Annotated in this window: 22 protein-coding genes; 4 read left to right on the forward strand and 18 right to left on the reverse strand. The window is 43.5% G+C overall.

Features of this window, described 5'->3' with window-relative positions; all coding sequences use genetic code 11:
* The first annotated feature begins 1 nt into the window (after nucleotide 1).
* Nucleotides 2–1,513, forward strand: coding sequence for an NAD(P)-binding domain-containing protein (locus L1271_RS08305; RefSeq protein WP_235367554.1), 1,512 nt, complete (start codon nucleotides 2–4; stop codon nucleotides 1,511–1,513).
* 307 nt (nucleotides 1,514–1,820) lie between these two features.
* Here L1271_RS08305 and tnpC read toward each other — a convergent pair whose 3' ends face one another.
* The 12 genes from tnpC to L1271_RS08365 form a co-directional block, all read right to left on the reverse strand.
* Complete coding sequence (tnpC, locus tag L1271_RS08310) at nucleotides 1,821–3,296, reverse strand: IS66 family transposase (RefSeq protein ID WP_235367577.1); 1,476 nt, start codon at nucleotides 3,294–3,296, stop codon at nucleotides 1,821–1,823.
* 89 nt (nucleotides 3,297–3,385) lie between these two features.
* Nucleotides 3,386–3,730, reverse strand: coding sequence for an IS66 family insertion sequence element accessory protein TnpB (gene tnpB / locus L1271_RS08315; RefSeq protein WP_235367555.1), 345 nt, complete (start codon nucleotides 3,728–3,730; stop codon nucleotides 3,386–3,388).
* A complete protein-coding gene (tnpA, locus tag L1271_RS08320; protein ID WP_235367556.1) occupies nucleotides 3,727–4,029 on the reverse strand; it encodes an IS66 family insertion sequence element accessory protein TnpA in 303 nt (100 codons plus the stop codon). The genes tnpB and tnpA overlap by 4 nt, the downstream gene beginning before the upstream one ends.
* A gap of 195 nt (nucleotides 4,030–4,224) precedes the next feature.
* On the reverse strand, nucleotides 4,225–4,512 hold the full coding sequence (locus L1271_RS08325; RefSeq protein ID WP_095727881.1) for a hypothetical protein: 288 nt from the start codon (nucleotides 4,510–4,512) through the stop codon (nucleotides 4,225–4,227).
* Nucleotides 4,513–4,718: 206 nt separating this feature from the next.
* Nucleotides 4,719–5,897 (reverse strand): cystathionine beta-lyase, encoded by a 1,179-nt coding sequence (locus tag L1271_RS08330; protein WP_235367557.1) that lies wholly within the window; start codon nucleotides 5,895–5,897, stop codon nucleotides 4,719–4,721.
* Between the two features lie 2 nt (nucleotides 5,898–5,899).
* Nucleotides 5,900–6,802, reverse strand: a complete 903-nt coding sequence (gene nudC, locus L1271_RS08335; RefSeq protein ID WP_010604063.1) for an NAD(+) diphosphatase — start codon at nucleotides 6,800–6,802, stop codon at nucleotides 5,900–5,902.
* A gap of 147 nt (nucleotides 6,803–6,949) precedes the next feature.
* Complete coding sequence (gene nagB, locus L1271_RS08340; protein WP_010604062.1) at nucleotides 6,950–7,744, reverse strand: glucosamine-6-phosphate deaminase; 795 nt, start codon at nucleotides 7,742–7,744, stop codon at nucleotides 6,950–6,952.
* A 262-nt stretch (nucleotides 7,745–8,006) separates the two neighbouring features.
* A complete protein-coding gene (gene nagX / locus L1271_RS08345; RefSeq protein WP_235367558.1) occupies nucleotides 8,007–9,140 on the reverse strand; it encodes a transmembrane glucosamine N-acetyltransferase NagX in 1,134 nt (377 codons plus the stop codon).
* A gap of 259 nt (nucleotides 9,141–9,399) precedes the next feature.
* Complete coding sequence (gene nagA / locus L1271_RS08350) at nucleotides 9,400–10,524, reverse strand: N-acetylglucosamine-6-phosphate deacetylase (protein ID WP_235367559.1); 1,125 nt, start codon at nucleotides 10,522–10,524, stop codon at nucleotides 9,400–9,402.
* Nucleotides 10,524–11,435, reverse strand: coding sequence for an N-acetylglucosamine kinase (nagK, locus tag L1271_RS08355; RefSeq protein ID WP_010604059.1), 912 nt, complete (start codon nucleotides 11,433–11,435; stop codon nucleotides 10,524–10,526). The genes nagA and nagK overlap by 1 nt, the downstream gene beginning before the upstream one ends.
* A 310-nt stretch (nucleotides 11,436–11,745) precedes the next feature.
* The gene (locus L1271_RS08360; RefSeq protein ID WP_010604058.1) at nucleotides 11,746–12,588 is read right to left on the reverse strand and encodes an isopenicillin N synthase family dioxygenase; all 843 of its coding nucleotides are present in this window, start codon (nucleotides 12,586–12,588) and stop codon (nucleotides 11,746–11,748) included.
* Between the two features lie 386 nt (nucleotides 12,589–12,974).
* Nucleotides 12,975–14,096: a hybrid sensor histidine kinase/response regulator gene (locus tag L1271_RS08365; protein ID WP_102056608.1), complete on the reverse strand. Its 1,122-nt coding sequence runs from the start codon at nucleotides 14,094–14,096 to the stop codon at nucleotides 12,975–12,977.
* A 105-nt stretch (nucleotides 14,097–14,201) separates the two neighbouring features.
* Between L1271_RS08365 and L1271_RS08370 the strand changes: the two genes are divergently transcribed.
* Nucleotides 14,202–17,933: a response regulator gene (locus L1271_RS08370; protein ID WP_235367560.1), complete on the forward strand. Its 3,732-nt coding sequence runs from the start codon at nucleotides 14,202–14,204 to the stop codon at nucleotides 17,931–17,933.
* A gap of 99 nt (nucleotides 17,934–18,032) precedes the next feature.
* Here L1271_RS08370 and L1271_RS08375 read toward each other — a convergent pair whose 3' ends face one another.
* Nucleotides 18,033–18,707 (reverse strand): DUF3334 family protein, encoded by a 675-nt coding sequence (locus L1271_RS08375; protein WP_010378035.1) that lies wholly within the window; start codon nucleotides 18,705–18,707, stop codon nucleotides 18,033–18,035.
* A 115-nt stretch (nucleotides 18,708–18,822) separates the two neighbouring features.
* Between L1271_RS08375 and cmoA the strand changes: the two genes are divergently transcribed.
* Nucleotides 18,823–19,548: a carboxy-S-adenosyl-L-methionine synthase CmoA gene (cmoA, locus tag L1271_RS08380; RefSeq protein WP_102056606.1), complete on the forward strand. Its 726-nt coding sequence runs from the start codon at nucleotides 18,823–18,825 to the stop codon at nucleotides 19,546–19,548.
* An 8-nt stretch (nucleotides 19,549–19,556) separates the two neighbouring features.
* Complete coding sequence (gene cmoB, locus L1271_RS08385) at nucleotides 19,557–20,525, forward strand: tRNA 5-methoxyuridine(34)/uridine 5-oxyacetic acid(34) synthase CmoB (RefSeq protein WP_102056605.1); 969 nt, start codon at nucleotides 19,557–19,559, stop codon at nucleotides 20,523–20,525.
* A 64-nt stretch (nucleotides 20,526–20,589) separates the two neighbouring features.
* Here cmoB and L1271_RS08390 read toward each other — a convergent pair whose 3' ends face one another.
* The 5 genes from L1271_RS08390 to edd form a co-directional block, all read right to left on the reverse strand.
* Nucleotides 20,590–20,781 (reverse strand): hypothetical protein, encoded by a 192-nt coding sequence (locus tag L1271_RS08390; protein ID WP_102056604.1) that lies wholly within the window; start codon nucleotides 20,779–20,781, stop codon nucleotides 20,590–20,592.
* A 240-nt stretch (nucleotides 20,782–21,021) separates the two neighbouring features.
* Nucleotides 21,022–21,666 (reverse strand): adenylate kinase, encoded by a 645-nt coding sequence (gene adk, locus L1271_RS08395; RefSeq protein ID WP_010378026.1) that lies wholly within the window; start codon nucleotides 21,664–21,666, stop codon nucleotides 21,022–21,024.
* A 168-nt stretch (nucleotides 21,667–21,834) separates the two neighbouring features.
* Nucleotides 21,835–22,839: a type I glyceraldehyde-3-phosphate dehydrogenase gene (gap, locus tag L1271_RS08400; protein WP_010604051.1), complete on the reverse strand. Its 1,005-nt coding sequence runs from the start codon at nucleotides 22,837–22,839 to the stop codon at nucleotides 21,835–21,837.
* A 17-nt stretch (nucleotides 22,840–22,856) separates the two neighbouring features.
* Nucleotides 22,857–23,477, reverse strand: a complete 621-nt coding sequence (locus L1271_RS08405; protein WP_010378022.1) for a bifunctional 4-hydroxy-2-oxoglutarate aldolase/2-dehydro-3-deoxy-phosphogluconate aldolase — start codon at nucleotides 23,475–23,477, stop codon at nucleotides 22,857–22,859.
* A gap of 23 nt (nucleotides 23,478–23,500) precedes the next feature.
* On the reverse strand, nucleotides 23,501–25,354 hold the full coding sequence (gene edd, locus L1271_RS08410) for a phosphogluconate dehydratase (protein WP_010604050.1): 1,854 nt from the start codon (nucleotides 25,352–25,354) through the stop codon (nucleotides 23,501–23,503).
* Nucleotides 25,355–25,861 lie beyond the last annotated feature (507 nt).

The following is a 25,861-nucleotide window of genomic DNA, read 5'->3' on the forward strand; positions in this document are numbered from 1 at the left end:
AATGGAGTTAAATTATAAAGTCATCATCATTGGTGCTGGACCTGCGGGCTTACAATTAAGCTATTATCTTAACAAAGTAAATGTGTCCCATATTGTTTTGGAACGTGCAAAAGTTGCAGGAAGCTTCTTTGAAACTTATCCAGTCCATCGTAAATTGATATCGATAAATAAGGTAAACACGGGCTTTAATAATAAAGAGAAGAACCTTAGATGGGACTGGAATTCACTACTAAATGGCGACGATAAGTTTTCTTTTAAAGACTTTGATAAATCTTACTATCCGAGTGCGGACAACCTTGTGAAATACCTTGGTGAATTCGCGACAAAATACGAGTTACCTATTCATTACGAAACCCACGTTGCAAAGGTTACAAAAGACGACCACCAATTTACAGTCGTCGATGGTAACGGTAAAGAATATGTAAGTGAGATCTTAGTTGATGCCACAGGGATCGGCGAACTCAACATTCCTAATATAAAAGGCATTGAGCACTCTATAGCCTATACAGAAATGAATAACGACGTAGCTCAATTCACAAATAAGAAAGTACTCATATTAGGGAAAGGTAACTCGGCATTTGAAACAGCTGATAGCTTATTAGAAGTCTCATCAAACACCCATTTAATAAGCCCAGATGATTTCAATTTTGCTTGGGTCAGCCACTACCCCGGGCATTTACGCTCAGTGAATCAGGCGTTTCTAGATACTTTTTTCTTGAAACAGCAAAACGCGATCTTAAACGGAAAAATTGCATCAATTGAACAGTTAAATTCTGGGCAGTATTTGGTAGATATGATTTTTTCAGAGGATGGAGAATCAGAAAAAAACACTTATGATTACGTCATAAACTGTACAGGGTTTAAGTGTAACTTCGATCACTACGCACCAAGTACTTTTCCTGAGTTGTGCTTGAAAAACATGTTTCCTAAGCTTAATCATAAATGGGAAAGTAGTAATATTCCGAATCTGTTTTTTTGCGGAGCGAATATGCAATGCAATGACTACAAAGATTCCTCAACTCCTTTTATACACGGAATTAGGCATAACGCGGAGTCATTATCTGAAATAATTATCAAGAAATTGAATCTTGTAGCCCAGCAAAGTAGAAAGCAACTTGATTCTTCTTCAGAATTATACAATGAGATCAGCGAGCGTATAAAATCAGCAACCACAATTTGGTTTTTGTTTGGGAACGCTTATGATTTGTATTCAAAGAAACCAAATGGTGGCTTTGAATTTTTTGAAAGCGTCCCAAAACTTGTTTACGAAAATGAGGAACAGTTTAAGCAATTTTCAGGTTTTAGATTGGAATTTAGCTACCGCATACCAAGTGATAAAGATGAGCAACTCAAGTTTTCTCAACATGGTTTTTTACATCCTGTAGTCAGCAAGTATAAAAATGGTGAGCTAGTCGATGAGGTTCATATGTTAGAAGATATCTATGGTGAATGGGAAGATTTAAGCAAGTTGGACAATGGTATAAAGGAACTAATTGTATCTAATTTCGCGTAAGTATTAACAACGCAAGTAAGCTAGGAGTTCCCGTTAGTTTACTTGCGTTGATAGGATTGCCAATCTAGCTACTTGTTGCAACTGCATTAGTATCATGACTTTTGCGAGCGCCACTTAGCATAAATAATAGAGACAAAATATAACGTCGACTCATAATGCTTCCTTACTTAGATTTTTGGTTTTTAACTCATTAATTATCTTTGCATCCATCCAGTAGATGTCGACATTGGAATTCTCGTTATCCATCCCTCGATTAAACAATATGTATTTACCATCCGAAGTAACGTAAGCGTACGGCTAACTACACCTAGAGGCTAACATGCCAGGGCAGTAAACTGTTGATATCGTACTGTGGCTGGGCTAATTCGTTTAAGCAATGCATCACATAATCAAATGGGGTGTGGCCGTTTGCTCTGGCTGTTTCGATCACGCTGTAGAGGATTGCGCTACTCTCAGCGCCACTTGTGGTGAAGCTAAACAGCCAGTTCTTTCGCCCTATGACGAACGGTTTGATAGCGCGCTCTGCCCGGTTGTTGTCTATCTTTAGATGTCCGTCATCGAGGTAGTGAATGAGTTTCGGCCACTGCCTTAGCGTATAGTGGACGGCCTCGCCCAGCTTCGATTTTGGTACCACCGTTTGTGCTGATTTATCTAACCAGGTTTTAAACTGGGCCAGCAGCGGTGCGCTTTGTTGTACCCGTGCAGCCTGCCGCTCCTCTGCGCTTGCTGTTTTGTTTGCAGTCTCAACTCGATATAACTTTTGAATATGGTTGAGCGCCCAGTTCGCTTTACCTGTTTTACCCTTGGCCTGCGCATCTGCGGCTTCTTTGAACTTGCGTCTTGCGTGCGCCCAGCAACCAACCAGTGTCGCCTGCGTTTGCTCATAGCCCGCATAACCGTCAACTTGCAGATAGCCGTTGTAGCCCTGTAAAAATGCCACAGGACAGCGACTCGCACGACTATTCTGATAGTCGAACAGGGCAATATTGGGGATGTTTGCCTCTGCCACAGGCGAGTCCGTGCCGCTGCAATACAGCCACATGTAACTGGTCTGTTTGTCTTCTTTCACCACCTTAACCGTGGTTTCATCGCCGTGCACCACCGGTTGCTGTAGCAACACTTCGTGCAGCCTGTCATAGAGCGGCTTGAATAAACTGGCGCAGCGGATCACCCAATCCGCCATGGTTTGCCTGCTCAGTGCAATACCATATTGTTTGAACAGGCTTTCTTGCCGATACAGCGGTAAGCCATACTGATATTTACTGGTGATGATCTGGCTGAGCAAACTGGCCGTTGCTATGCCTTTAGGAACCGGGCTCGGTGGGACAGGCGCTTGTTTGATCTCAACCTGGGTTTGTGTTTTTTCACAGTGCCGGCAGCTGTATTTTGGCCTGACGTGTTCGATGACTTTGACCTGGGCCGGGATAAACTCCAGCTTTTCGCTCGCATCCTCGACCATTTTGTGCAGCTCACCGCCACAGCAATCACATTGTTTGTTGTCGATGTCATGCACAACACGTTCGCGGGGCAGATCTTTTGGCAGTGGCTGACGTGTCGGCTTTTTGCGCTGATATTCGATGGTTTCCACGTCTTGCTCAGGTGCTTCTTCAACCAGCGTTTCGGCTTCATTGAACAAGTCAGCTTGTGCAGGGTGCGACTCACTGCTGGCCCCAAAACGTTTTTGCTGGGCCAGTCTGAATTGTTCTTCGAGGTAGTTATTACGCGCCTGAAGCTGAGCAATGATCTGCTTCAACTGCTGAGGATCATCAGGCAGTTTATTCATTTCTTTCATGCAGTCTACTGTATCAACAGAGTAACTGTTTTTAAATTAATAGCTTAGATTAATTCGTGATCTAAAAACCCCTGTTATGATCATACGTTATAACCATAGCTGAGCGGCTTGTGAGCAATGGCCGATAAGCCAGACAATAACCACTGCCATTGTTCGGCGCTGAGTGTAATGACGTCATCGTCTTCTTTGTCGGGCCATTTAAACTTGTCTTTTTCAAGGCGCTTGTACCACAAGGCAAAGCCGGTTTTATTCCAATATAACACCTTCAGCTTGTCCTTGTTTTTATTGCAAAACGCAAACACCTGACCGCTCATCGCGTGTGCTGCCATTTCTTGCTCAACAATCGCCGAGAGGCCATTGATGGATTTACGAAAGTCTACTGGCTGGCGGTGCAAGTAAACAGACTCATTGTGCCAGCAGATCAAGACAGCGCCCTGAGCAGTGCAGCCAACCACAGGGCATCTGTGTTTGATGGCAACAACACCGTATTCTGACCATGCTTGAGCTGTAACAACTCAGGCAGAGAAACGGACTCAGATGCAGCAGGCTTAGCGGCAATAAAAGATGACTTAGGTGGTTTTTTAGTGCGAAGTTTACTTCGGCGATTATAAAAAGACTTGGTACTAAGGTTGTGCTGCGTGCAGAAGTCAGTGACAGACAAACCACTGAGTTCCTGTTGTTCGATAAGTTTCAGCCATTGCTCTGCGGTTTTGTGTTTAGGCATGGTCAGCTCCGAATTGAGGTCAGAGCTGTACTTTATAGGCTGAGCGTATTCAGTAGCTAGGTGTGGTTCTGGCGACGCTTACGATACATTATAAAAGTAAAACATAGCAAACCAAGCATGTCGCACAAGTGGTTTTGACCCGCTGCGCTCAAATACAGAGCACAACGCAACAATTAAATAAGTTTGTAGTTAGTTTTAAGATTTGTTCTCGCATTTTATCGTCTCTTCCCCAAGACGATAGGCATTATTTGCCAGCACATAAGTTCCCGAAATAATAGCAGTAGTAGGAACGAGTATCGGCGTTAATATAATTCCACTCACGGAATAATACGTATTGGTTTCATCTGCAACATCGACTATCTTTAGGGTTTTTCTATCCGATGAAATCTCGCACTTGTTGGTGTGAGCAGTATCTTGCACAGGCATTACTACACAAGCGCTGAGTGAGATTATCGGTAACATAATCAATCTGTTTAACTTCATCACCTTTCCTTGAATTCAGTTTGCAATACTTTCATGACATCGCTCTTAGACATAACCTCCCTATAAAGGTTCCCTGTGCCTTACGCTTAAACTGCGCCAAACTGGTATTGTTCTCTACAGTTTTCAGTCTTGATCCAACAGCTATTGTGGCTCAATAAATCCGAGGTGCCTCGTTAAAAGTGAAGCACCCAATACTGATCGAGGTTTTAAGATTTACCGAGGTTTTGTTCATAGACCTTAAGTGCGTGTTCTAAATCTTCTAACAAGTCTTCTACGTCTTCAAGACCTATGTGAAGGCGGATCACGGGGCCCAATGTCCAACCAGTGGTTGATCGCAAATGCTCCATGGTTTTATTGGCTGTAACTAAACTTTCATAGCCGCCCCATGAGAAACCCATTTTAAAATGGGATAAAGCATCTAAGAAGCGGTTAATCGCCTTTTGGCTACCTTCTTTCATTACGATTGAAAATAAACCATTACTGCCATCAAAGTCTCGCTTGAAGAATTCATGGCCAGGGCAAGTCTCAAAAGCGGGATGTCTAACGTGATCCACGAGCGGATGCGCTTCGAGCCATTTCGCCACTGTCATTGCCGACTGCTCATGTTGTTTTAACCTCGCAGGCATAGTACGTAACCCACGTAGTGCTAAATAAGCATCATCTGCAGAGGTACATTGACCAAGTAAATACGAGTGCTCTCTAAGCTCAGGCCAATAGCGCTCATTTGCAACGGCAACCCCCATCATGACATCCGAATGCCCAACAATATACTTGGTTGCGGCTTGAATGCTGATATCAACACCATGATCGAGCGGACGAAACTGCCAGCCATTACCCCACGTATTATCAAGCATAGTGATAACGCCACGGCGCTTTGCAACTTCAACCATCGCTGGCACATCTTGAACTTCCATGGTGATTGAACCTGGAGACTCTAAGAACAACACTTTGGTATTGTCTTGAATTAACGCGTCAATACCAGCGCCAACCATAGGGTCATAATAAGTGGTTTCGATACCATAGCCTTTTAACAGCTTATCGCACAAATCTCTGGTTGGTTCATACGCAGTATCCACCATCAGTAAGTGATCGCCTGCTTTTAAAAATGACAGTAGTGACTGTGCGATAGCAGCAGCACCAGACGGATATAAGGCGCAACCCGCACCATTTTCAAGCTCAGTAATGGCATCTTGCAAGGCGAAATGGGTATTGGTGCCACGGCGGCCGTAAAACAAAGTGCGATGTCCACGTCCTTTTATCGCTTCTTGCATTTCGGCAACGCTCTCAAAAACTACGGTAGAGGCGCGCTGAACAACTGGGTTTACTACCCCTTTGGTATATTCTGCTTTTCTTCCAGCAGCAACGATTTTAGTATGCTTTTTCATAATTACTCTTCTGATTGTGCACGCCAGTATTCAACTAAATATCTGGAGATCGAGTCTTCTCTGGTGAGTTTATAGCCGGGCTTTGTATCGCCCCACTCTGAAAATGTATTAAGCTCCGCCCGTGAAAACCATTTAGCTTGCTCAAGCTCATCTTGCTCGACAAAAATCTCTGTGGTTTTTGCCTTCGCGATAAACCCCAGCATAAGTGATGACGGGAACGGCCAAGGCTGTGAGGCAATATAAGTGGCGTCGTATGCTTCAACACCCGCCTCTTCCATCACTTCCCTTATCACGGCTTGCTCTAACGATTCGCCGGGATCAACAAACCCAGCCAGCGTCGAAAATACCCCTTCTGGCCAAACAGCCTGACGGCCCAACAAGCAGCGTTCAACGCCATCAGGGAAAACATGAGTGACAAGCATGATAACGGCTGGATCTGTACGTGGAAACGTCATATGGCGGCATTCAGGGTTAACACAACGTCTTGCATGACCTGCTTCAACCATTTTATTGGGTTGCCCACAACGTCCGCAAAAACAATGGGTTTTATGCCAGTAGCATAAGCCTCGTGCAAGCACACCAATTGAGCCTTGTTGCTTTGGTAAGTTACGACCCACTTGGCGCATATCGATGAATTCTGACTCGGAGTCAATAAAAGAAAGCTTATCTCGTTGTTTAGAGACGTCAAGCGCAAAATAGCTGTGCGCTTCGTCACGACCTAAGAATATCGCGTCTTGAAGTGCTAAATCAGCGACTTCTGTGCGAGAAAGATAATGTAATTCATTATCTCCGACACGCACTAAATTAGCGTCGTCTTGAATTAATAACCAGCGACTATTGTCACCCATTTGAGATAATAACCAGTTTTGATCTTTTCTTTCGTTAGACGCTCTGTCTAACGTCATTTGAGTGTAATACAGCAAGCCCCTATTCCTTCGTGTTCTGGAACATTTTATCCACCTCGGCGAGACCTTAAAGCTACCATAGCACAAAGGTGCAGGCAAAAAAAAAGCCCATAAATGGGCTTTTGAAAACTACAGTGTGATTTCACACTACAGAGAGGCAAGATAGTCCAACAGCTTTTGATTTTCGTTTTCAATATGCTTATAGAATTCAATATCTTTTAGCTTAGATGCCGCAGCTTCATCGATGACGATTACAGCATCACGATGCATTTGTAGTGCCGAAGCCGGACACGCTGCAGTTAACGGGCCTTCCACCATAGCAACAACGGCATCAGCTTTGTTTTCACCAGTCGCTAATAACACGACTTTTTTAGCATCTAAAATCGTGCCAATACCCATTGTGATTGACAAATGAGGTTGGTACTCATCAGCTTTAAAAAAACGAGCATTATCATCAATCGTCGCTTTCGTTAGGGTTTTAACCCGAGTGCGTGACGTCAATCCAGAAGATGGCTCGTTAAAGCCAATATGGCCATTTCTGCCAATACCTAACAGTTGTACATCAATACCACCAGCAGATTTAATACGCGCTTCATATTCGCCGCACGCCGTAATTGGATTTTTTGCATCACCCGGCGGTACGTGCGTGTTACTTCTATCAATGTTGATATGGTCAAATAGCTGCTGCTGCATAAAGTAACGATAACTTTGTGGGTGCGAGCCATCTAAGCCTAAATATTCATCTAGATTAAAGCTGGTAACTTCCGCAAAGCTGATTTCGTTTGCTTGGTTACGCTTAATTAATTCTTGATACAAAGCAACCGGTGTTGAACCCGTCGCTAATCCCAACACAGAGTTAGCTTTACGCTTTAATTGCGTTGTAAAAATGTCTGCACCATATGCTGCCACTTCGGCAGCGTCTTTTAAAATGACTACTTGCATACGATTAACCAAATGTTGAGATGATTAGAATAAAATGGGATCTGAGCCTTGCCTCGCGTGCAATCAAAGCAAGGTCAGATCGAACCTAATTGGGATACACAACATTAGGTTATTACCATTATGACAACGCTGTCATTATCATCAGAAATAATTCGCTTGTAAAGCAAAAGTGAAAAAAAATATGGATATTTTTTACTCTATGCAATCTAAAGGTGTTAAAAAGCCCACAACGGTGGGCTTTTTGAAAGGAGGCTTGTGAATATTATACACTTACAAAAATACGGCGTTTATACATCCAGTGCAGCACTAAAAGCTGTACCGCCAGTAGCGCAAAAACAGCAATTAATGGTTGCCACGCAGCCGGCACGGCGGCAATCACGCCACCGAATACGCTTTTACTAATAAAGGTCCAATTCACTAAGCTTGACGCCAAATAAATAATAATGGAGTTGGCTCCTATAATAACAAATGGATACGCCCAACGTTGAAAGCTCAGTACATCTACTATCGCGTAAAATACCGCTAGTAGAATTGCACTCCAGCCGACGGTTACTAGCACAAATGAGCTTGTCCACAATTCTTTATTAACTGGAAATTGCATGTCCCAAAGCCAACCTAGTGCTAAGGCGAGTACACCAGAGCCTGCCAAAATACCAACAATTTTCCACTCTCCCTGCGTTTGTGCATTGGCGATCGCACGACCAGCAAATACACCTGCGATAGCATTTACAATGGCAGGTAAGCTTGACAGCACACCTTCTGGGTCAACCGGACGATTTTGATAACTGGTCCCTGGTAGTAAATACGTATCAATGAACGCATTCCAACTACCAACACCATTTGCACTTAAGTCCCCCGCTTGCCCACCAGGAACCGGGATAAAGCAAAGCAGTAACCAATAAAATGTCAATATGCCTACACCCACATAAGCCAAGGTTCGCAAGCTCGTATGCCAAACCAGTAAAGCACAAAAGAACCAAGCAAACGCAATGCGACCTAATACACTAGCGTAGCGAACACCGTCAGGATCCATTGGGATCCCAGTTCCCCAACCATGGTTGTATAACACGCCAAAAGCACACAGTAACAAAAGGCGCTTCAGTGCTTTGAGATAAAACGGTTTACGTTCATTAAAGGGCAGATGGTCGATACGTTTAGGTGACAAGCCCATCGCCACACCCGATAAAAAGATAAACAGTGGAAAGATAAGATCATAAAAAGTGAAGCCATGCCAAGGGCTGTGTAGCGTGTGCGCTTCGAACGCCTTCCACCCTTGCCATCCGGTCAATACAAACAGTGCCGCAAAAATAGACTGGCCACCTAAGATCCAGAACATATCCATGCCGCGTAAGGCATCTAAAGACGCAAGTCGCTTTGGCTTATTATTCGTTGTCATTGTTATTTATCCGCGTGAAAACATTAACTATGGATCGCTCAATCAAGCAAATCCATTTGCCTCAAGGTTAGTTTTGATGCGCGTTGCAATCATGACTCTATCATTACGCACACGACATTAACTTCCTGAGTTGTCGATCCACCCATGCTTAACCAAATACCGGCTAAGCTTAAAAAAACAAAGCCCCGCGGTACTGCTGCGGGGTTTTATCAGGGAAACTTAAGCGGCCGTTTCCGTCCACTATTCAATTGCAAATCAGTTACAGCAACTGACCACCAATATAGGTTTGCTTCACAATCAAATCGCTGTCGAGCACCACGAAATCAGCATCAGCACCCGATCTTAGATGCCCCTTTTGAGACAGGCCAAGATATTGCGCAGGGTAAAGAGAGGCCATGCGCAAACTCTCCGCTAGGCTCACGTTAAGCGTATTGACGGTATTTCGCACCGCACTTGCCATATCCAATACACTACCAGCAAGCTCACCGGTTGTTGAATTTAACCGATCGCCAGTACGAATAACTTTTCTACCATCAAAAAAGTCAAACTCCGTATCATCTGTACCAACCGGAGGCATGGCATCCGTCACTAGCATCATTTTGCCGCGCTGCTTAGTACGAATCGCAAGCTGCGCCGACAATGGATGAACGTGATGGCCATCAACAATCAAACCACACCAGCTATTGTCATTCCAAAGCGCGGCGCCGACAACGCCCGGCTCACGGGAAGTAAACGCAGACATTGCATTAAATAGGTGCGTAAAGCCATCAACGCCAACATTAAGTGCGGCGTTAGCGGTGTCATAGTCCGCATTTGAATGACCGATACACACTTTCACACCCAATGAAATCAAGCGTTCGATATCGCTAAGTGGCACAGTTTCAGGTGCTAAAGTCACCATTTTGATGCCTAAATCTTGACGCGCGTATACCGCAAACTCTTGCTCTGAAATTGGTCTAATGAACTTTTCGCTATGCGTACCCTTTTTAGGATGAGATAAGTGTGGACCTTCAAAATGGATCCCAAGCACTCCAGGCTGATTAGTAGCAATAGCTTCTGCTGTTGCATCTGCCGCTTGTTGCATCACTTCAATCTTGTCAGTGATAAGGGTTGGCATTAATCCCGTGGAACCAAACTGGCCATGTGCTTTAACCATAGTCGCCAAGCATGTCGTGGATTGCTCAGCATTAAAAAATGCACCGCCACCACCATTAACTTGTACATCAATAAAACCTGGTGCAACTAGCCCTGATAGCTTAGATACATTGGTTACTAGCGACTCAGTTAGATAACGAATTTGGCCGTTGTTTATTTCGAAGTAAACGTCTTTTCTAACACTTTCACCATCAAAAAATTCTGGAGCAAAATAACATTGAGTCGTCATTAGTTCGCCTTTTTTAATTCTTGACCTGCACTTTGAATTGCAAAGTAAATTGCCCCCATTTCAGGAGGTTGTTTCGGTAATTGGACTTGCTTTGCAACTTCTGGGTCGAGCCATGGTTGTAGCGGCTCTGATAATCCGCCGATCATAGAGAGTCTAGGTGGGTTTAGTTCAAGTAAACGCTTCGCTAAACGACTAATATATTCCGCACCAGACTTTACGATAGAAAGGGCAATTTCATCATTTTGCTTAGCTTGTTCTAATACATAACGAGCCAGCTTTGCATAACCACTAGACGGCTGCCCAGCCATTTGTTCAGCAATACCCATCGCCCCTTTCGCACTGAAGTGCTCTAGTAATACTTGGCTCAATGATGTTTTTTCGCCAAGGCCATCAAGATCGAGTAACGCAGCTTTGACCGCCTCTAACCCCATCCAAGCGCCGCTGCCCATGTCGCCTTGCGCAAAACCATGGCCACCATAGTTCACTGTTTTACCATCAACTAAGGCAAAACCACAGGAGCCGGTGCCCGTAATAATCACTGCACCATCGCTACCCTCATGAGCACCAATACACGCGGTGTGTAAATCTGTGGTAAGGAACATTTGTTTAAAGGGATGCTCCCATTGCATGATTTTGTCATAGAGCGCGGGTAAGTTAACACCTGCAAGGCCAAGGCCTGCATTTAGCTCATGTACTTGTTCAACACGAAGACCCGCGTCTTGTAACGCCATTTGTGTCGACACCATGATAGATTCAAGCGTGCGCTCTAAACCATGTAAGGGATTCGCAGGACCGCCTAGACCCGTACCCAAAACGCCATGTTGAAGAGAATAAATTGTAGCGCGGCATTTTGTTCCACCACCATCGACGCCGATGTATAGTTGGTCTTGGTTAACCTGTTTAGCCATCATGTAAAGACCCCTACCTTGTTCTGGATTAGACCGCGTTATTATTTTCGTTAGACACGGTTTTTCATTCATGTTGAATTGATGTTACACAACAAATGACAGCGTTGTCATTAAATTTTTCAAGAAATTTCTTCATTTTGAAAAAAACTAATATTGCACAGATTGTGAGGATTGTCAGTGAAAAATTGCAATAATCGTCAAATTACAAGGACTAACAGAGATTAGGGATTGTTAAACACATAATAAAAAAGCGACTCAATATTACATCAAGTCGCTTTATCGATTTAACCTTGTCGTTCAGGTTATTCGCAGATTACTTAACCCCAAGCTCTCTCAAACGCTCTTGCAAATAGCTATCTGCAGTGTAACGCTCTGACAACACAACATCCGGTTTTGGATGTAAGAATAGCGGCAATGAAATACGAGATTTCGTCGACGCTTTGCCAGTAGGGTTAATCACACGGTGAATTGTCGATGGGAAGTAATCACCCGACGCCTCTTGTAGCATGTCACCAATATTAATAATCAACGAACCAAAGTCGCATGGTACGTCTAACCAGCTGCCATCTTGTCTTTGCACTTGTAGGCCAGGCTCATTTGCCGCAGGCAATACAGTAAGTAGATTGATATCACCATGAGCTGCGGCGCGAATTGCACCAGGTTCTTCATCGCCTGTCATTGGTGGATAATGAAGAATACGCAGTAATGTCTGCTCTGATTCTTTGATCATATCTTTAAGGTCAATAGAGAATCTCGCTCTCACATCTGCAGGCGCTTCAGCTTGTACCCAGCTTAGCAATTCTTGAGCAAACTCGCTCGCTAAACGGTAATATTCACGAATCTCTGCTTCTAATTGAGCCGGTACGCGACCTTTTGGATAAACGTGAAAGTACTCTTTGATGTCTTTGACTGTAAAACCTTTCGCAACTTCAGAGACTTCTGGTGGGAAGTAACCATCTTGGGTTTCTTTATTGAAAAGGAATTCGTGTTTTTCTTCTGAATTAAAAAATTCTTGCCAATGTTTGTAGATTGATTCAACCAACTCTTGTGGGATTGGGTGATTTTTTAGTACACCGAAACCCGTGTTTCTTAAAGATTCTACAAATTCTTTCGCAGCATTTGGCGATTGATAGTCTACGGTAGGTAACTGTTGCATAATGGTTCCACCAAAATTATTAGTAATTCATGGTTATTTACTCAATTGCACATCGGGGTAAATAACGCACTTCCCGTGTCATCTCAACACTGCGTACCTAGTAGAAGGTAAGGCGTATGTTATCGGGTCTGTTAACCTAGGGGGTTGTTTTTAAGCAGTAAACTTGTATTTAACAAGCCTCACTCAAAACAGCAACAGCAAAGGCTAAAAAGCCCTTATACGATCGTGTTGTCGATAATTCTTCAAAAAGTGTAGCTAATTACATGGTCAGCAGAGTACTTTTTAAAGATTACGTTTTAACAGCGAGCGAGCTTATTGAATTAGGACAAATGATATAAGGACTTATGTCCGCTTTTATGTATAGGGCCTGAGACTTTTGATGCAGATCAAGCATTATCGGGGGTATCTATCGGTATTTGGATATCCCACTCCAATCCTTGCGGTGTATTTTTCACGCTAAACTCTCCATTGAGTGCCCCTGAAACCAAGTTGGCAGTTAAATTTGCGCTTAACCCAACATGGCCTGCATTACCTCTTTTTGTCGTCACAAATGGTTTTAATAACTCTTGTGTACTAATTCCTCTAAGCCCTATTCCATTGTCAGTATAATTAACATGTAAATTGTTACCTGAGCGCGTAAAGGTGATGGTGGCAAGGTGATCATGGTCAATCCAGGCATGCGCAATAGAGTTTTCAACTAAGTTGCTCAATACCTCAACCAGTGCTTGACCATCCACGTAAACTTCAGTTGTTGTGTTACCAACAAACTGAATTTGTACGTCTTGCTTTGAAAAATCTTTTTTCAGTCTTGTTTCTATTTCTTGTAATTTAACGTCAGCACAGCTGCTATCTCGCTCAGACTGAGAGACCGATTTTAATAAGCTGACAAACTTAGCCACTTTTTCTAGATTACGGCTGCACAGCGCACTACTGTCTTTGATCTGCTCAAACCCCGTTACCAGCTCATCCTGCGTAAGCGTACCTACGGTGAGTGCACTTTGTAGCTCCTGCATGACGCCTTCTAAAAAGGTGTTGGACGTAATACTGGTACCAAGCGGGGTATTAATTTCGTGTGCAATCCCCATCACCATTTGGTTTATAGCCTTAGATAGCTGCTGTTTTACCGCTAACTTTTGCGCTTCAATTAACTTAAATTGGGTGTTTACTCTGGCTATGATTTCAGCGGGTTTATAAGGTTTGGTGATGTAATCAACACCACCGACTTCGAATGCTTGTACCAAGCTCTCGCTGTCTTCATAAGCACTCACAAAAATAACCGGAATGGCCGCCGCCGAATTGTCGGACTTAAGCACTTTACATAGTTCAATCCCCGACATATTTGGCATTTTTATATCGGTAATAATTAACTCAGGCTGGTGCTTTTTAACAATACCTAAGGCAATATCCCCACCCCGTGCTGCCAATACTTTATACCCTTCCTTTCTTAGTATGAGCTGCAATACTTGGAGGTTTTCCGGCATATCGTCAACAATTAAAATGTCTGACATGTAACGTTACTCAAGTCCTTAAGATAGACACTTTTTACAGCATAGCTTGAGATATTGTATATCGCGACTATGTTTATATATAAATTCACGCGTAAATAATAACTTATGTCCTCAAAAGCATTACTAAGTTGGATCGCACTTTTCGCCTTGATGGCTGCCCTAGGAAGCGCAACGCTTATCTACTACTCAACAACTACTCACAGCACTCTCGCGACCGACGTTAATACCGCTTACCACAACCACCTATCACTAGAGATGTATAGCAAAGATAAAAACGTCCAATGGCTAGGTGAAATCAAATCTGCACCAAGTCATCCATTACCACTTCCGTTACAACAAATCTATGAAACCCAAGCAAGACTAAAGTCTCAATTTTTAGCAGATACGGTTGAGCAGGCCGATTTGCCTCAAAGTTATCAAAACGCCATCTCACAATTGCCTCTCATTGCAAACGCTGAACTTGAAACAAGCACAAATCAACAACTCCTAATACTGTTGATTACCGGCCTTGCCTTCGCGGTATTAACACTATTTTTAAGCTTTTATGTTTGGTTTATGCGCACCAAACATTTCTCCCCGCTATATCGCATCGTCAATACGCTACGTGCACAAGCGTTAAATGGCGCCCCTCTTTCTGTGGTGCCTACAAACAGTGACGTCGATGTAAAACGGCTCACGCAAGCGATCCATGTTGCCACCACCTCTCAAAGCCAAAAGTTGGCGTCAGCCGCAATTATCGAAAACTATAATCGCGAACTAAAATCCATCACCGGCTCCGAGCCTATCGTGCGCCATGCACTAGAGTTTATTGCCAATGAGTTCAATGCACCGAGTGTTTGCCTCTATGCCAATTTAGAAGACGACGCCTTGTCGTTAGTGAAAAGCCATGGGGTGACACCAAGCCATTCAATTATTGCGTCCACTCTAGCGCATTGCGCAGCAAATAATGAACCACAAGTACAACAAGAACCGTTGTGGCTCAAAGAACAAGAAGTTGAAGTGAAGTTACAAGGCCGTTATTGCTTTCCACTAGCCATCGGTAATCATGTTGTCTATGTGCTGCTAGTAGGTAGTGCTCAGGTGTTGATAGACAGCCAATTTGAAGCGCTCGAGTATTTGTGTAAGGACTTAAGCCTCGCGCTTGCCATCAATGAAAATATCGAAAAGCAGCAAAAGGCAGAATCGGCCTTAAGCGAACAACTCGAACTTACTCACCATATTATCAATGCTATCCCAAACCCCACGTATTATCGTTCGACTGACGGTGTATTTATGGGCGTAAACAAGTCCTTTTTAACACTGTTAGATCAATTTGAAGTAGATGTGATTGGCGCCAAGTTAGACGAGGTTTTTGATCTAGGAATAGCCAGTCTATTTGAATCCAAAGCCCACGAAATTACCACCACAACCCAGGAGCAAACCTATGAAGTATTATTGCTCGATGGCCAAGAACAGCCGCGGGAACTGATTGTATACGAAGCGCCATTTTTTAATGAAAATGGCGATGTAGCTGGTATTGTTGGCATGTACCTTGACGTTTCGGAGAGGAACCAACTACAACGTGAACTCATAGAAGCAAAAAACTTGGCCCAAAACTCGGCAAAAGCGAAAAGCGAATTCCTCGCCAACATGAGCCATGAAATTAGAACCCCAATGAACGCGATTATTGGTATGTCTCATCTCGCGCTCGCGACAGAATTGAATGCAAAACAGCACGACTACGTATCAAAAATAGATACAGCCGCAAAGCAATTACTGAGATTGATCAACGATATACTCGATTTTTCAAAAATCGAAGCTGGCAAAATCGAGTTAGAATATCAGGCCTTTTCAACAGAAAAACTACTCGACAATGTCGCCACCATCGTCAGTGTAAAAGCCCAAGAAAAACAACTAGAGTTAGTCTTTGATATCGACTCACAAGTGCCCTACTGCGTGATTGGCGATCAATTTAGAATAAGCCAAGTACTCATCAATTTAGCGGGTAACGCAGTTAAATTCACAGAAACCGGTGAGGTTGTTATTCGTGTCGCCCTTGTCAATGTCGAAAAAGGGTTAGCAAAAATTAAGTTTAGCGTAAAAGACTCTGGTATTGGCATGAATAAACGCCAGCAAAAAAACCTATTTCAATCTTTCTCGCAAGCAGATAATTCGATCACCAGAAAATATGGCGGTACAGGGCTTGGCCTCACGATTTCGCAACAATTGGTCAAGCTTATGGGGGGAGAAATATATGTTGAGAGCGAGGAAAACGTCGGTTCGGAGTTTTATTTCACATTAGAAATGGAAGTCAGTGACGAGCTGAGTCAAGCGAAAATGGCCTCTACCCACTTATCAGAGCTATCAGCAACAATTATTGACGATAACCAACACGCATTGGACGTGTTAAGCGGTATGCTAACAAACTTTAGTATGCAGGTTTGTTCTTATTTAGACCCTCATAAAGCGTTAAATCAATTCGTCCTGACACAAGAGTTACCCGATCTTATTTTCGTCGATTGGCATATGCCAAAATTAGATGGCATTGAGCTAATCACTAAGCTGCAATCGCAGGTCGATGTGTCGCAAAGTAAGTTTATTTTAGTCACCGCTTATGGTCGGGAGCTAAACCTGAACGACAGCCAAGCCAGTTTAGTTGATGGTGTACTTTTAAAGCCGATTAATCCGTCAAACCTTGTGGACGTTATTCAAAATGCCGTGTTTGACTCACCGGAAGTAAGAACCACTATCACCAAAAAAGAACAAACGATTAGTAAACAAGCACTAAATGGCATATCAATTTTGGTCGCGGAGGATCAGCCAGTCAATCAGGAGATAGCAGCGGAGATCTTATCTAGCTTCGGAGCGCAAGTAGCGGTCGCAGACAATGGACAAGAAGCCATTGATCAAGTTCATAGCAAACACATAGATATTGTTTTAATGGATATGCAAATGCCAGTGATGGACGGCATTACCGCGACGCAAAACCTTCGCATAGAGTTCGATAAAAATACACTCCCTATTCTAGCGATGACCGCCAATGCCATGGAAGAAGACATACAGACTTGCATCGATGCTGGTATGAATGACCACGTAACCAAACCCATCGACGTTGAACAACTCGTTAAAAGTATTTTGAAATACGCATGCACCGAAGCCGATGGCCTTTTAACAACGCCAGAAGTTAACCCACCAAAAGTCGTTGCAGAGATTGAGGAAATTGATGAGATCATTGAGTTTGAAGGTATTGATATTGCCGAGGGTATTGCTCGAGCAGCTGGCAACCAAAAGGTTTACTTCGATATCTTAGAAAAGTTCCTGTCTCAGCAGATTGAAGAGCTGATCAATTTAAAACAGGCTTTAGCCATTGAAAATTTTGAACTGGCACATAGCATGTTACATGCATTAAAAGGTGCTAGTGCTAACCTTTCGATTGTTAGGCTGACCGAGGAACTTAAGCACATTGAGGCTTCTCTCAATGTCCGCCCACCTAATGCAAGCGAAATTGACGAGCTGATTAAATACGTTAAATATGCACTGGAACAATGCCAAAAGCGTCGTAAAAAAGAAGCGTCTCATCAGGTAAAAAGTGTAACGAAAAACAACGAAGAAAAAGGTGGCAATAGTCAATTAGAGGAACTCATCCAGCTCGCATGTGCATTAAGAGATTATGATACTCAAGCCACAGAGCTAGTAGACTCAATTTCAGTAAGTAGCTATTTGACTGAACCAGAACTACAGAAATTAAAAACCGCCATCGCCCGCTTTGAGTTCAATGAAGCCTTTATGATGCTAACATCCATAAAGCATGTAGAAGAAGCACCGGAGCTTAATGCAGGAAAAGGCGCGCTGCATTAGTGCCATTACTATATATTTTATCCGAGGACGAAATGAAGATTTTTACCTAACAGAAAGGCCACAGATGTGGCCTTTCTGTTAGGTGCTCTAAATACGGTTTTACAGTCCTAACTGATCCATAAAGTCGTCATCTACAACATCTTCTTCCTGCGGCTTCGCTGGCTTTTTCTTCTCAGCCTGACTTGCAATAATATCATCTGGGTCTACCGACTCTGCAATATCAAAGTCATGTAGCTTAATGAATTCAGTTTTATCCATTGCCAATTCAAGATAGAAAATATTCTGGCCTTGCGTGGTAAAGGTAACGCGTCTCGCCTGCGGGCGATCCATCGTTGTGTCTACCGAGATCTGCACCTGTTTGTTGATAGCCATCATCTTAGGCTGGTTTTGCGTGATAGAGGTATGTAGCTGCTCACGTACTTTGTTGGTGAAATCACCAACAATCTGATTCATCAACTCACCCAATACATTGGCAACGTCATCAGATAAATGACTATGCGCAATTTCTTCTTCAGGCATGCCCATGTTACGCATGTAGTCGGTATACACCTCCATCGCGGCTTGCGCGGTAAAATTAGTTACGACTAAACCGGTAAAGCCGCCATCAAACAATACGAAACAGCCGATGTCAGGCCTCATACAGGTACGAGTTATCTTTTGTACCATCGCGGAATAGTTAATTTGGTTGCCGCTTGCCGACGACAGAACTTCTGTTACTGAGTGGCATAGCGTTGAGAGGATGTCTTCTGTGCTAATCACTTTGCTTTTCGCCATTTTTGGTCTCATAGTTACTTCTTATTATTAATAGTAGCCAAGCTACTGAATTTATCACTGACTATCCAGCATAAAATGCTAAAATAGCGAGATTATTTTCAAAGAGAGATTAAATGTGACGGGCAAAGACAGTATTTATGCCACTGAGCAAGCAGTAAAAGATTTCACTTTCGACGCCAATGTCGTCGAAGTGTTTCCAGATATGATCCAGCGCTCAGTGCCGGGCTACGCGACAATAGTAAGCACAATGGGCAAACTTGCGGGTACTTACGCGCAAAGTAACTCAAACTTATATGACTTAGGCTGCTCTTTAGGCGCAGTCACGCTAAGCATGCGTAGAAATATAGATAAAGAAAACTGTCATATCATTGCCGTGGACAATTCACAGCCTATGGTAGAGCGCTGCCAACTGCATCTAAAAGGCTTTAAATCCGACGTCCCAGTCTCGGTCACTTTAGGTGATATCAATGAAATAGAGATTAGCAATGCATCTGTCGTTGCGATGAACTTCACCCTACAGTTTATTCCACCAGAAAACCGCAAAGCGGTTCTAGAAAAAATATATCAGGGTTTGAAACCTGGTGGTGTACTGCTATTAAGTGAAAAAATCCGCGGTGAAAACGATACTAAAGACAACTTACTTATCGACCTTCACCACGACTTTAAACGCCACAATGGCTACTCAGAATTAGAGATCAGCCAAAAACGCAACGCGATTGAAAACGTGATGCGCACGGACTTGTTAAGTACCCATATGACAAGATTAGAAGCTATTGGCTTTAATCAAACTCAAGTGTGGTATCAGTGCTTTAACTTCTGCTCAATGGTAGCAATAAAATAGAGGCAATTATGAATCATTGGTTTACCGACTTTTATGCAACCATTGCGAAAACCCCTTTGAGCCATTGGCTAGAAACGTTGCCTGCGCAGCTTAGCCATTGGCAAAAAGAAGCCCAACATGGCGACTGGCCGAAATGGGAAAAAGTCATTAAAAATCTACCAGAGATCTCAACCACCCATGTTGATATAAAAACCAAGGTTGAGATAGGTACTGGCGAAGACGTCAATGAAGGTCATCAAAAGCAGTTAACGCATTTACTAAAACGCATGATGCCATGGCGTAAGGGACCATTTCATTTACATGGCGTCCATATTGATACTGAGTGGCGCAGCGACTGGAAATGGGACCGACTGCTCCCCCATATCAGCGACCTTCACGGCCGTAATGTATTGGATATCGGCTGTGGCTCTGGTTATCACTTGTGGCGTATGCGCGGTGAAGGCGCAGAGCTTGTTGTTGGCATTGACCCCTCCGATCTATTTTTATGCCAATTCCAAACGATTAAACACTTTAACCCCGATCCAAACGTGCATTTACTACCACTAGGTGTAGAGCAACTGCCTGAGTTAAAAGCATTTGATACTGTGTTTTCAATGGGCGTGCTATATCACCGTCGTTCACCAATCGACTTTTTAGCGCAGCTAAAGTCTCAGCTAAGAAAAGATGGCGAATTAGTGCTAGAAACACTTGTCATTGAGGGCGATGTAAATACAGTATTGGTGCCGACCGATCGCTACGCCAAGATGCGCAATGTCTGGTTTATTCCAAGCTGCGACGCATTAACATTATGGCTTGAGCGCGTGGGCTTCAAAGATATCAAGGTAGTAAACAAAGACGTCACGTCGTTAGACGAACAGCGCCAAACTCCTTGGATGGAAACAGAGTCGCTTGCTGATTTCTTAGATCCAAATGACACCAGCAAAACCATTGAAGGCTACCCCGCTCCGCTCCGTGCTATATTTATCGCGAAAGCGTAATATTTTGTTAAATAAATCATGCTTAATGAAGGCTTGGACTGTTAATCCAAGCCTAGTAACACTGCTAATGTTGACAAGCAGCACTACAGTCAATATTTGTAGGGGCAACTGTACCGCAACACCCGCCATGGCTATATGTGAAGCACTCAGGCCCATTTGATAACCCACCAGCAATAGCGGGGGTTTGAGCATGTGGAATTGCCTGTTTATCTTTAGATAACGTTTTAATTTTCTTTTTGTTGAGTTTTAAGTGCATTGTCAGCTCCTTTAGTTAGACATTTGTACACCTCTACAATAACACAAAAAAAACAACAAAAAGCACAGTTTAGTTACACTTAATTCACATTCCTCTATAAGTCCGGCAATATGATTTGTTTACTATATAAAGTAAATGTGTAGTAACCCCTTGCTCATACTTAAGTCAAAAGTTCGCTATAAATCCCGCTAAAAAAGGAGCTAAATAAGCTCCTTTTTTCGTATGTACAGCTAATGGGCATTAACCCAATAGTTCACCTAACTGCTTGCTTACCGCATCAACAGCTTGTGTACCATCTAGTTTGTGATATTGCGTGTTACCAGCATCCGCTTCCGCACTGTAGTAGTCTACTAGAGGTTTAGTTTGCTCATGGTAAATCGCTAGACGTTTACGTACTGTCTCTTCAGTGTCGTCATCACGAATGATTAGGTCTTCACCCGTTACGTCATCTTTGCCTTCTACTTTAGGCGGGTTGTAAACGATGTGGTAAACACGACCAGAACCTGGGTGTACACGACGACCGCTCATACGCTCAACGATGATCTCATCTGCCACGTCAAATTCGATAACATGGTCAACTTTGATGCCATTTTCTTTCATTGCATCTGCTTGTGGAATTGTACGTGGGAAGCCATCAAGCAAGAAGCCATTTGCACAATCTTCTTTTGCGATGCGCTCTTTTACCAAACCGATAATGATTTCATCAGATACTAGTTGACCTGCATCCATGACTTTTTTCGCTTCAAGACCCAACGGAGTCCCTTCTTTGATAGCAGCACGTAACATGTCGCCTGTCGAGATCTGAGGGATCCCATATTTGTCCATTAGAAATTGAGCTTGAGTACCTTTACCTGCACCCGGCGCGCCTAGCAAGATGATGCGCATAATTGAATCCTCGTTTGGAGTTATTGGTGTTTGTGTGGTGAATTTTTCCATATACGGTGCCGATCCTCAAGGAACTTATACTAATTGATAAGGAAGAATGGCAATTTTTCCGTCAAAAACAAAAAAGCTCCGCGATCTGCAGAGCTTTTGGTCAGAAATTAATCCTGATTATAAAAATGCACCTAGTGCTTTAACTTGGTCTAGCATGCGGCAAGAGAAGCCCCATTCGTTATCATACCAAGCCATCACTTTTACCAGCTTTCCATCTACTTTGGTTTGTGTAGAGTCAAACACTGAAGAAGCTGGGTTGTGGTTGAAATCGATAGAAACCAAAGGTAATTCATTGTACTCAAGGATTGCACTCATCGCGCCCTCAGCAGCCGCTTTGATTGCTGCATTCACTTCTTCTTTTGAAGTGTCACGCTTAGCAACAAACGTTAAATCAACCAGTGATACGTTGATGGTTGGCACACGAACCGCCATACCGTCTAGTTTGCCAGCAAGTTCAGGAAGCACTAAGCCAACCGCCTTTGCCGCGCCCGTTTTCGTCGGGATCATTGACTGAGTAGCACTACGCGCACGATATAAATCCGGGTGGTAAACGTCTGATAGATTCTGATCGTTGGTGTAGGCATGAATGGTTGTCATGCTACCTTGCTCAATACCAATAGTATCATTCAATACTTTTGCAATAGGCGCAAGACAGTTTGTGGTACAAGATGCGTTAGAGATAATGGTTGATTCAGCATTTAGTACTTCGCTGTTAACGCCATGAACAACCGTTGCATCCATATCTGTGCCCGGCGCAGATACAATCACTTTTTTCGCACCAGCTTCAATGTGTTTAGCCGCAGCTTCACGAGAAGTGAACAACCCAGTACATTCAAGCACGATATCAACGTTTAACGCTTTCCAAGGAAGATTTGCAGGATCACGCTCTTGCGTTAGCGTGATTTCGTCACCGCCAATAACGAGTGTGTTGTCGTTAAGAACAACCTGCTCTTGAAAGCGACCATGTACAGAGTCAAATTGAGTCAAATGCGCGTTTACGTTTGCAGGTGCGAGATCGTTGATGGCAACGACTTTGATGTCTTTATTCTGACCTGACTCGTACAGTGCACGAAGTACGTTACGACCGATACGTCCATAGCCATTAATTGCGATATTAATCATGATAACTGTCCCCTAATCTATTTTACTTCACTTGCTTGTTTCGCAAGCGCTTCAATGGCTTGCCAGTCTTTGTTTGCGATAAGTGCTTTATCAAGCATCCAAGTACCGCCCACACATACCACATTGTCGAGTGCAAGATACTTAGGTGCAGTTGCCAACGAAATACCACCCGTTGGACAGAATTTTACTTGTGGAATTGGTCCGCCAATGGATTTAAGCATTGGTGCACCACCTGCTGCTTCTGCTGGGAAAAACTTTAAGAATTCAAAACCGTGACTTGCAAGCTTCATCACTTCGCTTGGCGTTGCAGCACCTGGAAGAAATGGAATACTTGACGACTTAGCCAGTTCTAATAATTCGTCATTAACACCAGGACTTACCATGAAGTCAGCGCCGGCTTCTACAGAGGCATTAAAGGTTGCCTTATCCACTACCGTACCAGTACCAACATAGGCGTCTGGTAAAGCCGCTTTAATGTCTTTTACCGCTTGCGCTGCCACCGGTGTACGAAGTGTCACTTCAAGTGCTTTTAAGCCACCATTAAACAATGCCGTAGCAAGCGGCACCGCGTCTTCTAGGTTATCAATAACGATAACCGGAACCACTGGTGCTGCTGACAATATCTCTTTAATACTCATGCTCACCCTCATTCCCACTGTTATTATTCTTCGATGCCAAATGAGCATGCACCTTGATCTGCACTGCTCACTACGTGTCTAAATCCTGAGAATAGCTCTCGACCCGTACCAAATGTTTGAGATTGCGGTGAGAGCTGTAATTCGCGCTGTGCCATTTCTTCATCAGAAACATGTAGCACTAATTCGCCTTTTGGTGCATTTAAGGTGATCAAATCACCTTCGTGTACTTTTGCAATTGCACCACCTTCAACCGCTTCCGGCGCAAGGTGGATCGCCGCAGGTACTTTACCCGAAGCACCAGACATACGACCATCTGTCACAATCGCCACTTTAAAACCTTGGTCTTGTAATGTAGCCATGACAGGTGTCAGTTTATGTAACTCAGGCATACCTTTCGCTTTAGGGCCTTGCTCTTTGATCACGGCAATAAAGTCTTGGTTAAGCTTGCCAGCACTAAAGGCTTCTTGTAATTCGCTTTGAGAGCTGAATACTTTCGCCGGTGCAGTCACCGTTTGGTGCTGCTCTTGTACCGCAGACACTTTAATCACCGCTTTACCCAAATTACCATTAAGTAGTTGCAAGCCGCCTTGCTTGTTAAATGGATTTGCTACTGGGCGAAGTACTTCTTCATCCAGTGAATTCTCAGGTACTGGTACCCACTTCACTTTGGCAGGGCCTTGATTGTCGCTGATAATCACATTGCTGTTGATATCCAGTAGTGGCTCCATCGTGTAAGCATCAAGTCCTTCACCCACAATCGTCTTTACGTCATTGTGTAAGAAGCCGCCATCTCTTAATTCACGCATTAAGAAACCCATGCCACCAGCCGCTTGGAAGTGATTTACGTCGGCATGACCATTTGGATAGATACGTGTTAACAAAGGCACTACTTCAGACAAATCCGCCATGTCTTTCCAAGTGATTTGAACACCAGCCGCTTTTGCCATTGCGACTAAGTGAATGGCATGGTTGGTAGAGCCACCAGTAGACAACAGCCCGACCAAGCCATTAATCACGGTTTTTTCACTCACGATATCCGCAAGTGCATTGCCGCTTTTACCGTCAAGTAGCTGAGTTAGCATGGTCTCAACCGCACTCGCCGTTAAGCCATCTCTTAATTCTGTGTATGGATTGATAAACGAGCTACCAGGTAAATGAAGACCCATGATCTCCATTAGCATCTGATTCGAGTTTGCCGTACCGTAGAAAGTACAAGTACCTGCACTGTGATATGAAGCACTCTCAGCTTCAAGTAACTCTTCGCGGCTGACTAAGCCCTGTGCAAACTTTTGACGAATGCGCGCCTTTTCTTTGTTCGGGATCCCAGATTGCATTGGGCCTGCTGGTAAAAAGAAAATGGGCAAATGACCAAAAGACAAAGCACCGATTAATAGTCCTGGGACGATTTTGTCACATACACCAAGACAGAAAACCCCATCGAAGACATCGTGTGATAACGCCACCGCTGTTGACATGGCAATTACGTCACGAGAGAACAAAGACAGTTCCATGCCATCGCGACCTTGGGTAACCCCGTCACACATAGCAGGTACACCACCCGCTACTTGTGCAGTCGCGTCAAACTTGTTTGCCACTGCTTTAATTAAATCTGGATATTCTTTATAAGGTTCGTGCGCAGACAACATGTCATTGTACGAATTGATAATTGCTAGATTCGGTTGCTCGTCTTCTTTTAGACGAGTCTTATCACTGCTTGAGCAAGCAGCCATTACGTGTGCTAGGTTTCCACAGCCCAGTCCTGCTCGTACGCGCGTTTGTTTTTTTGCTTGTTGGATTCGAGCTAAATAGGCTTGACGTGTTGCTTTGCTTCGCTCAATGACGCGTTCGGTGACTTCCTGAATTCGTGGATGCAACATATTACTGACTCTCTAGTGTTAGAGGAAAAAGGCTCTGCACGATTACCAGCATTCGTGGTAATCCTTGTACAGAGCTGCTTTGATTTACCCGTTCAAAGGTACGCTATCAGGTTGTCTCTCACCCCAACCTGACACCGGTGTCACTATATTTACGCATAAAGCTGACACCGGTGTCAACCCTTCTTATAAATTTAGTCTAACTTTTTAAAATGACCAAATTATAACCACTTAAAACTTTGCCGATATCTGTAGTCTTAAAATCATTACCTAGCTGATTTTATTAGTAATTATTATGACAAAAAGAATAATATTAATGATTGAGCGAAATCATTATTTGATAGCGAAGTTATCAATGAGCCTTAACTTGGCAACATGACCTTTAATCTAAGGGTCAGCGAGCCTGATTATCGTGACATAAATCTGCGCATTTATTTAGTCCGCAACATTTTCCCTAGTAGCTGCGAAAATAAAAAGCCCAACGGCTAAGCGTTGGGCTTTGGGGCAAGT

It is taken from the genome of Pseudoalteromonas sp. OF5H-5 (assembly GCF_021530695.1).
In the GTDB taxonomy this organism is placed as follows: Bacteria; Pseudomonadota; Gammaproteobacteria; order Enterobacterales; family Alteromonadaceae; genus Pseudoalteromonas.

Bases quoted from the DNA above. Each gene is read 5' to 3' on its own strand.
- L1271_RS08305 (WP_235367554.1), top strand. From the start codon at position 2: ATGGAGTTAAATTATAAAGTCATCATCATTGGTGCTGGACCTGCGGGC.
- tnpC (WP_235367577.1), bottom strand. From the start codon at position 3,296: ATGAATAAACTGCCTGATGATCCTCAGCAGTTGAAGCAGATCATTGCT.
- tnpA (WP_235367556.1), bottom strand. From the start codon at position 4,029: ATGCCTAAACACAAAACCGCAGAGCAATGGCTGAAACTTATCGAACAA.
- L1271_RS08325 (WP_095727881.1), bottom strand. From the start codon at position 4,512: ATGAAGTTAAACAGATTGATTATGTTACCGATAATCTCACTCAGCGCT.
- L1271_RS08330 (WP_235367557.1), bottom strand. From the start codon at position 5,897: ATGAAAAAGCATACTAAAATCGTTGCTGCTGGAAGAAAAGCAGAATAT.
- nudC (WP_010604063.1), bottom strand. From the start codon at position 6,802: ATGACGTTAGACAGAGCGTCTAACGAAAGAAAAGATCAAAACTGGTTA.
- nagB (WP_010604062.1), bottom strand. From the start codon at position 7,744: ATGCAAGTAGTCATTTTAAAAGACGCTGCCGAAGTGGCAGCATATGGT.
- nagX (WP_235367558.1), bottom strand. From the start codon at position 9,140: ATGACAACGAATAATAAGCCAAAGCGACTTGCGTCTTTAGATGCCTTA.
- nagA (WP_235367559.1), bottom strand. From the start codon at position 10,524: ATGACGACTCAATGTTATTTTGCTCCAGAATTTTTTGATGGTGAAAGT.
- nagK (WP_010604059.1), bottom strand. From the start codon at position 11,435: ATGATGGCTAAACAGGTTAACCAAGACCAACTATACATCGGCGTCGAT.
- L1271_RS08360 (WP_010604058.1), bottom strand. From the start codon at position 12,588: ATGCAACAGTTACCTACCGTAGACTATCAATCGCCAAATGCTGCGAAA.
- L1271_RS08365 (WP_102056608.1), bottom strand. From the start codon at position 14,096: ATGTCAGACATTTTAATTGTTGACGATATGCCGGAAAACCTCCAAGTA.
- L1271_RS08370 (WP_235367560.1), top strand. From the start codon at position 14,202: ATGTCCTCAAAAGCATTACTAAGTTGGATCGCACTTTTCGCCTTGATG.
- L1271_RS08375 (WP_010378035.1), bottom strand. From the start codon at position 18,707: ATGGCGAAAAGCAAAGTGATTAGCACAGAAGACATCCTCTCAACGCTA.
- cmoB (WP_102056605.1), top strand. From the start codon at position 19,557: ATGAATCATTGGTTTACCGACTTTTATGCAACCATTGCGAAAACCCCT.
- L1271_RS08390 (WP_102056604.1), bottom strand. From the start codon at position 20,781: ATGCACTTAAAACTCAACAAAAAGAAAATTAAAACGTTATCTAAAGAT.
- adk (WP_010378026.1), bottom strand. From the start codon at position 21,666: ATGCGCATCATCTTGCTAGGCGCGCCGGGTGCAGGTAAAGGTACTCAA.
- gap (WP_010604051.1), bottom strand. From the start codon at position 22,839: ATGATTAATATCGCAATTAATGGCTATGGACGTATCGGTCGTAACGTA.
- L1271_RS08405 (WP_010378022.1), bottom strand. From the start codon at position 23,477: ATGAGTATTAAAGAGATATTGTCAGCAGCACCAGTGGTTCCGGTTATC.
- edd (WP_010604050.1), bottom strand. From the start codon at position 25,354: ATGTTGCATCCACGAATTCAGGAAGTCACCGAACGCGTCATTGAGCGA.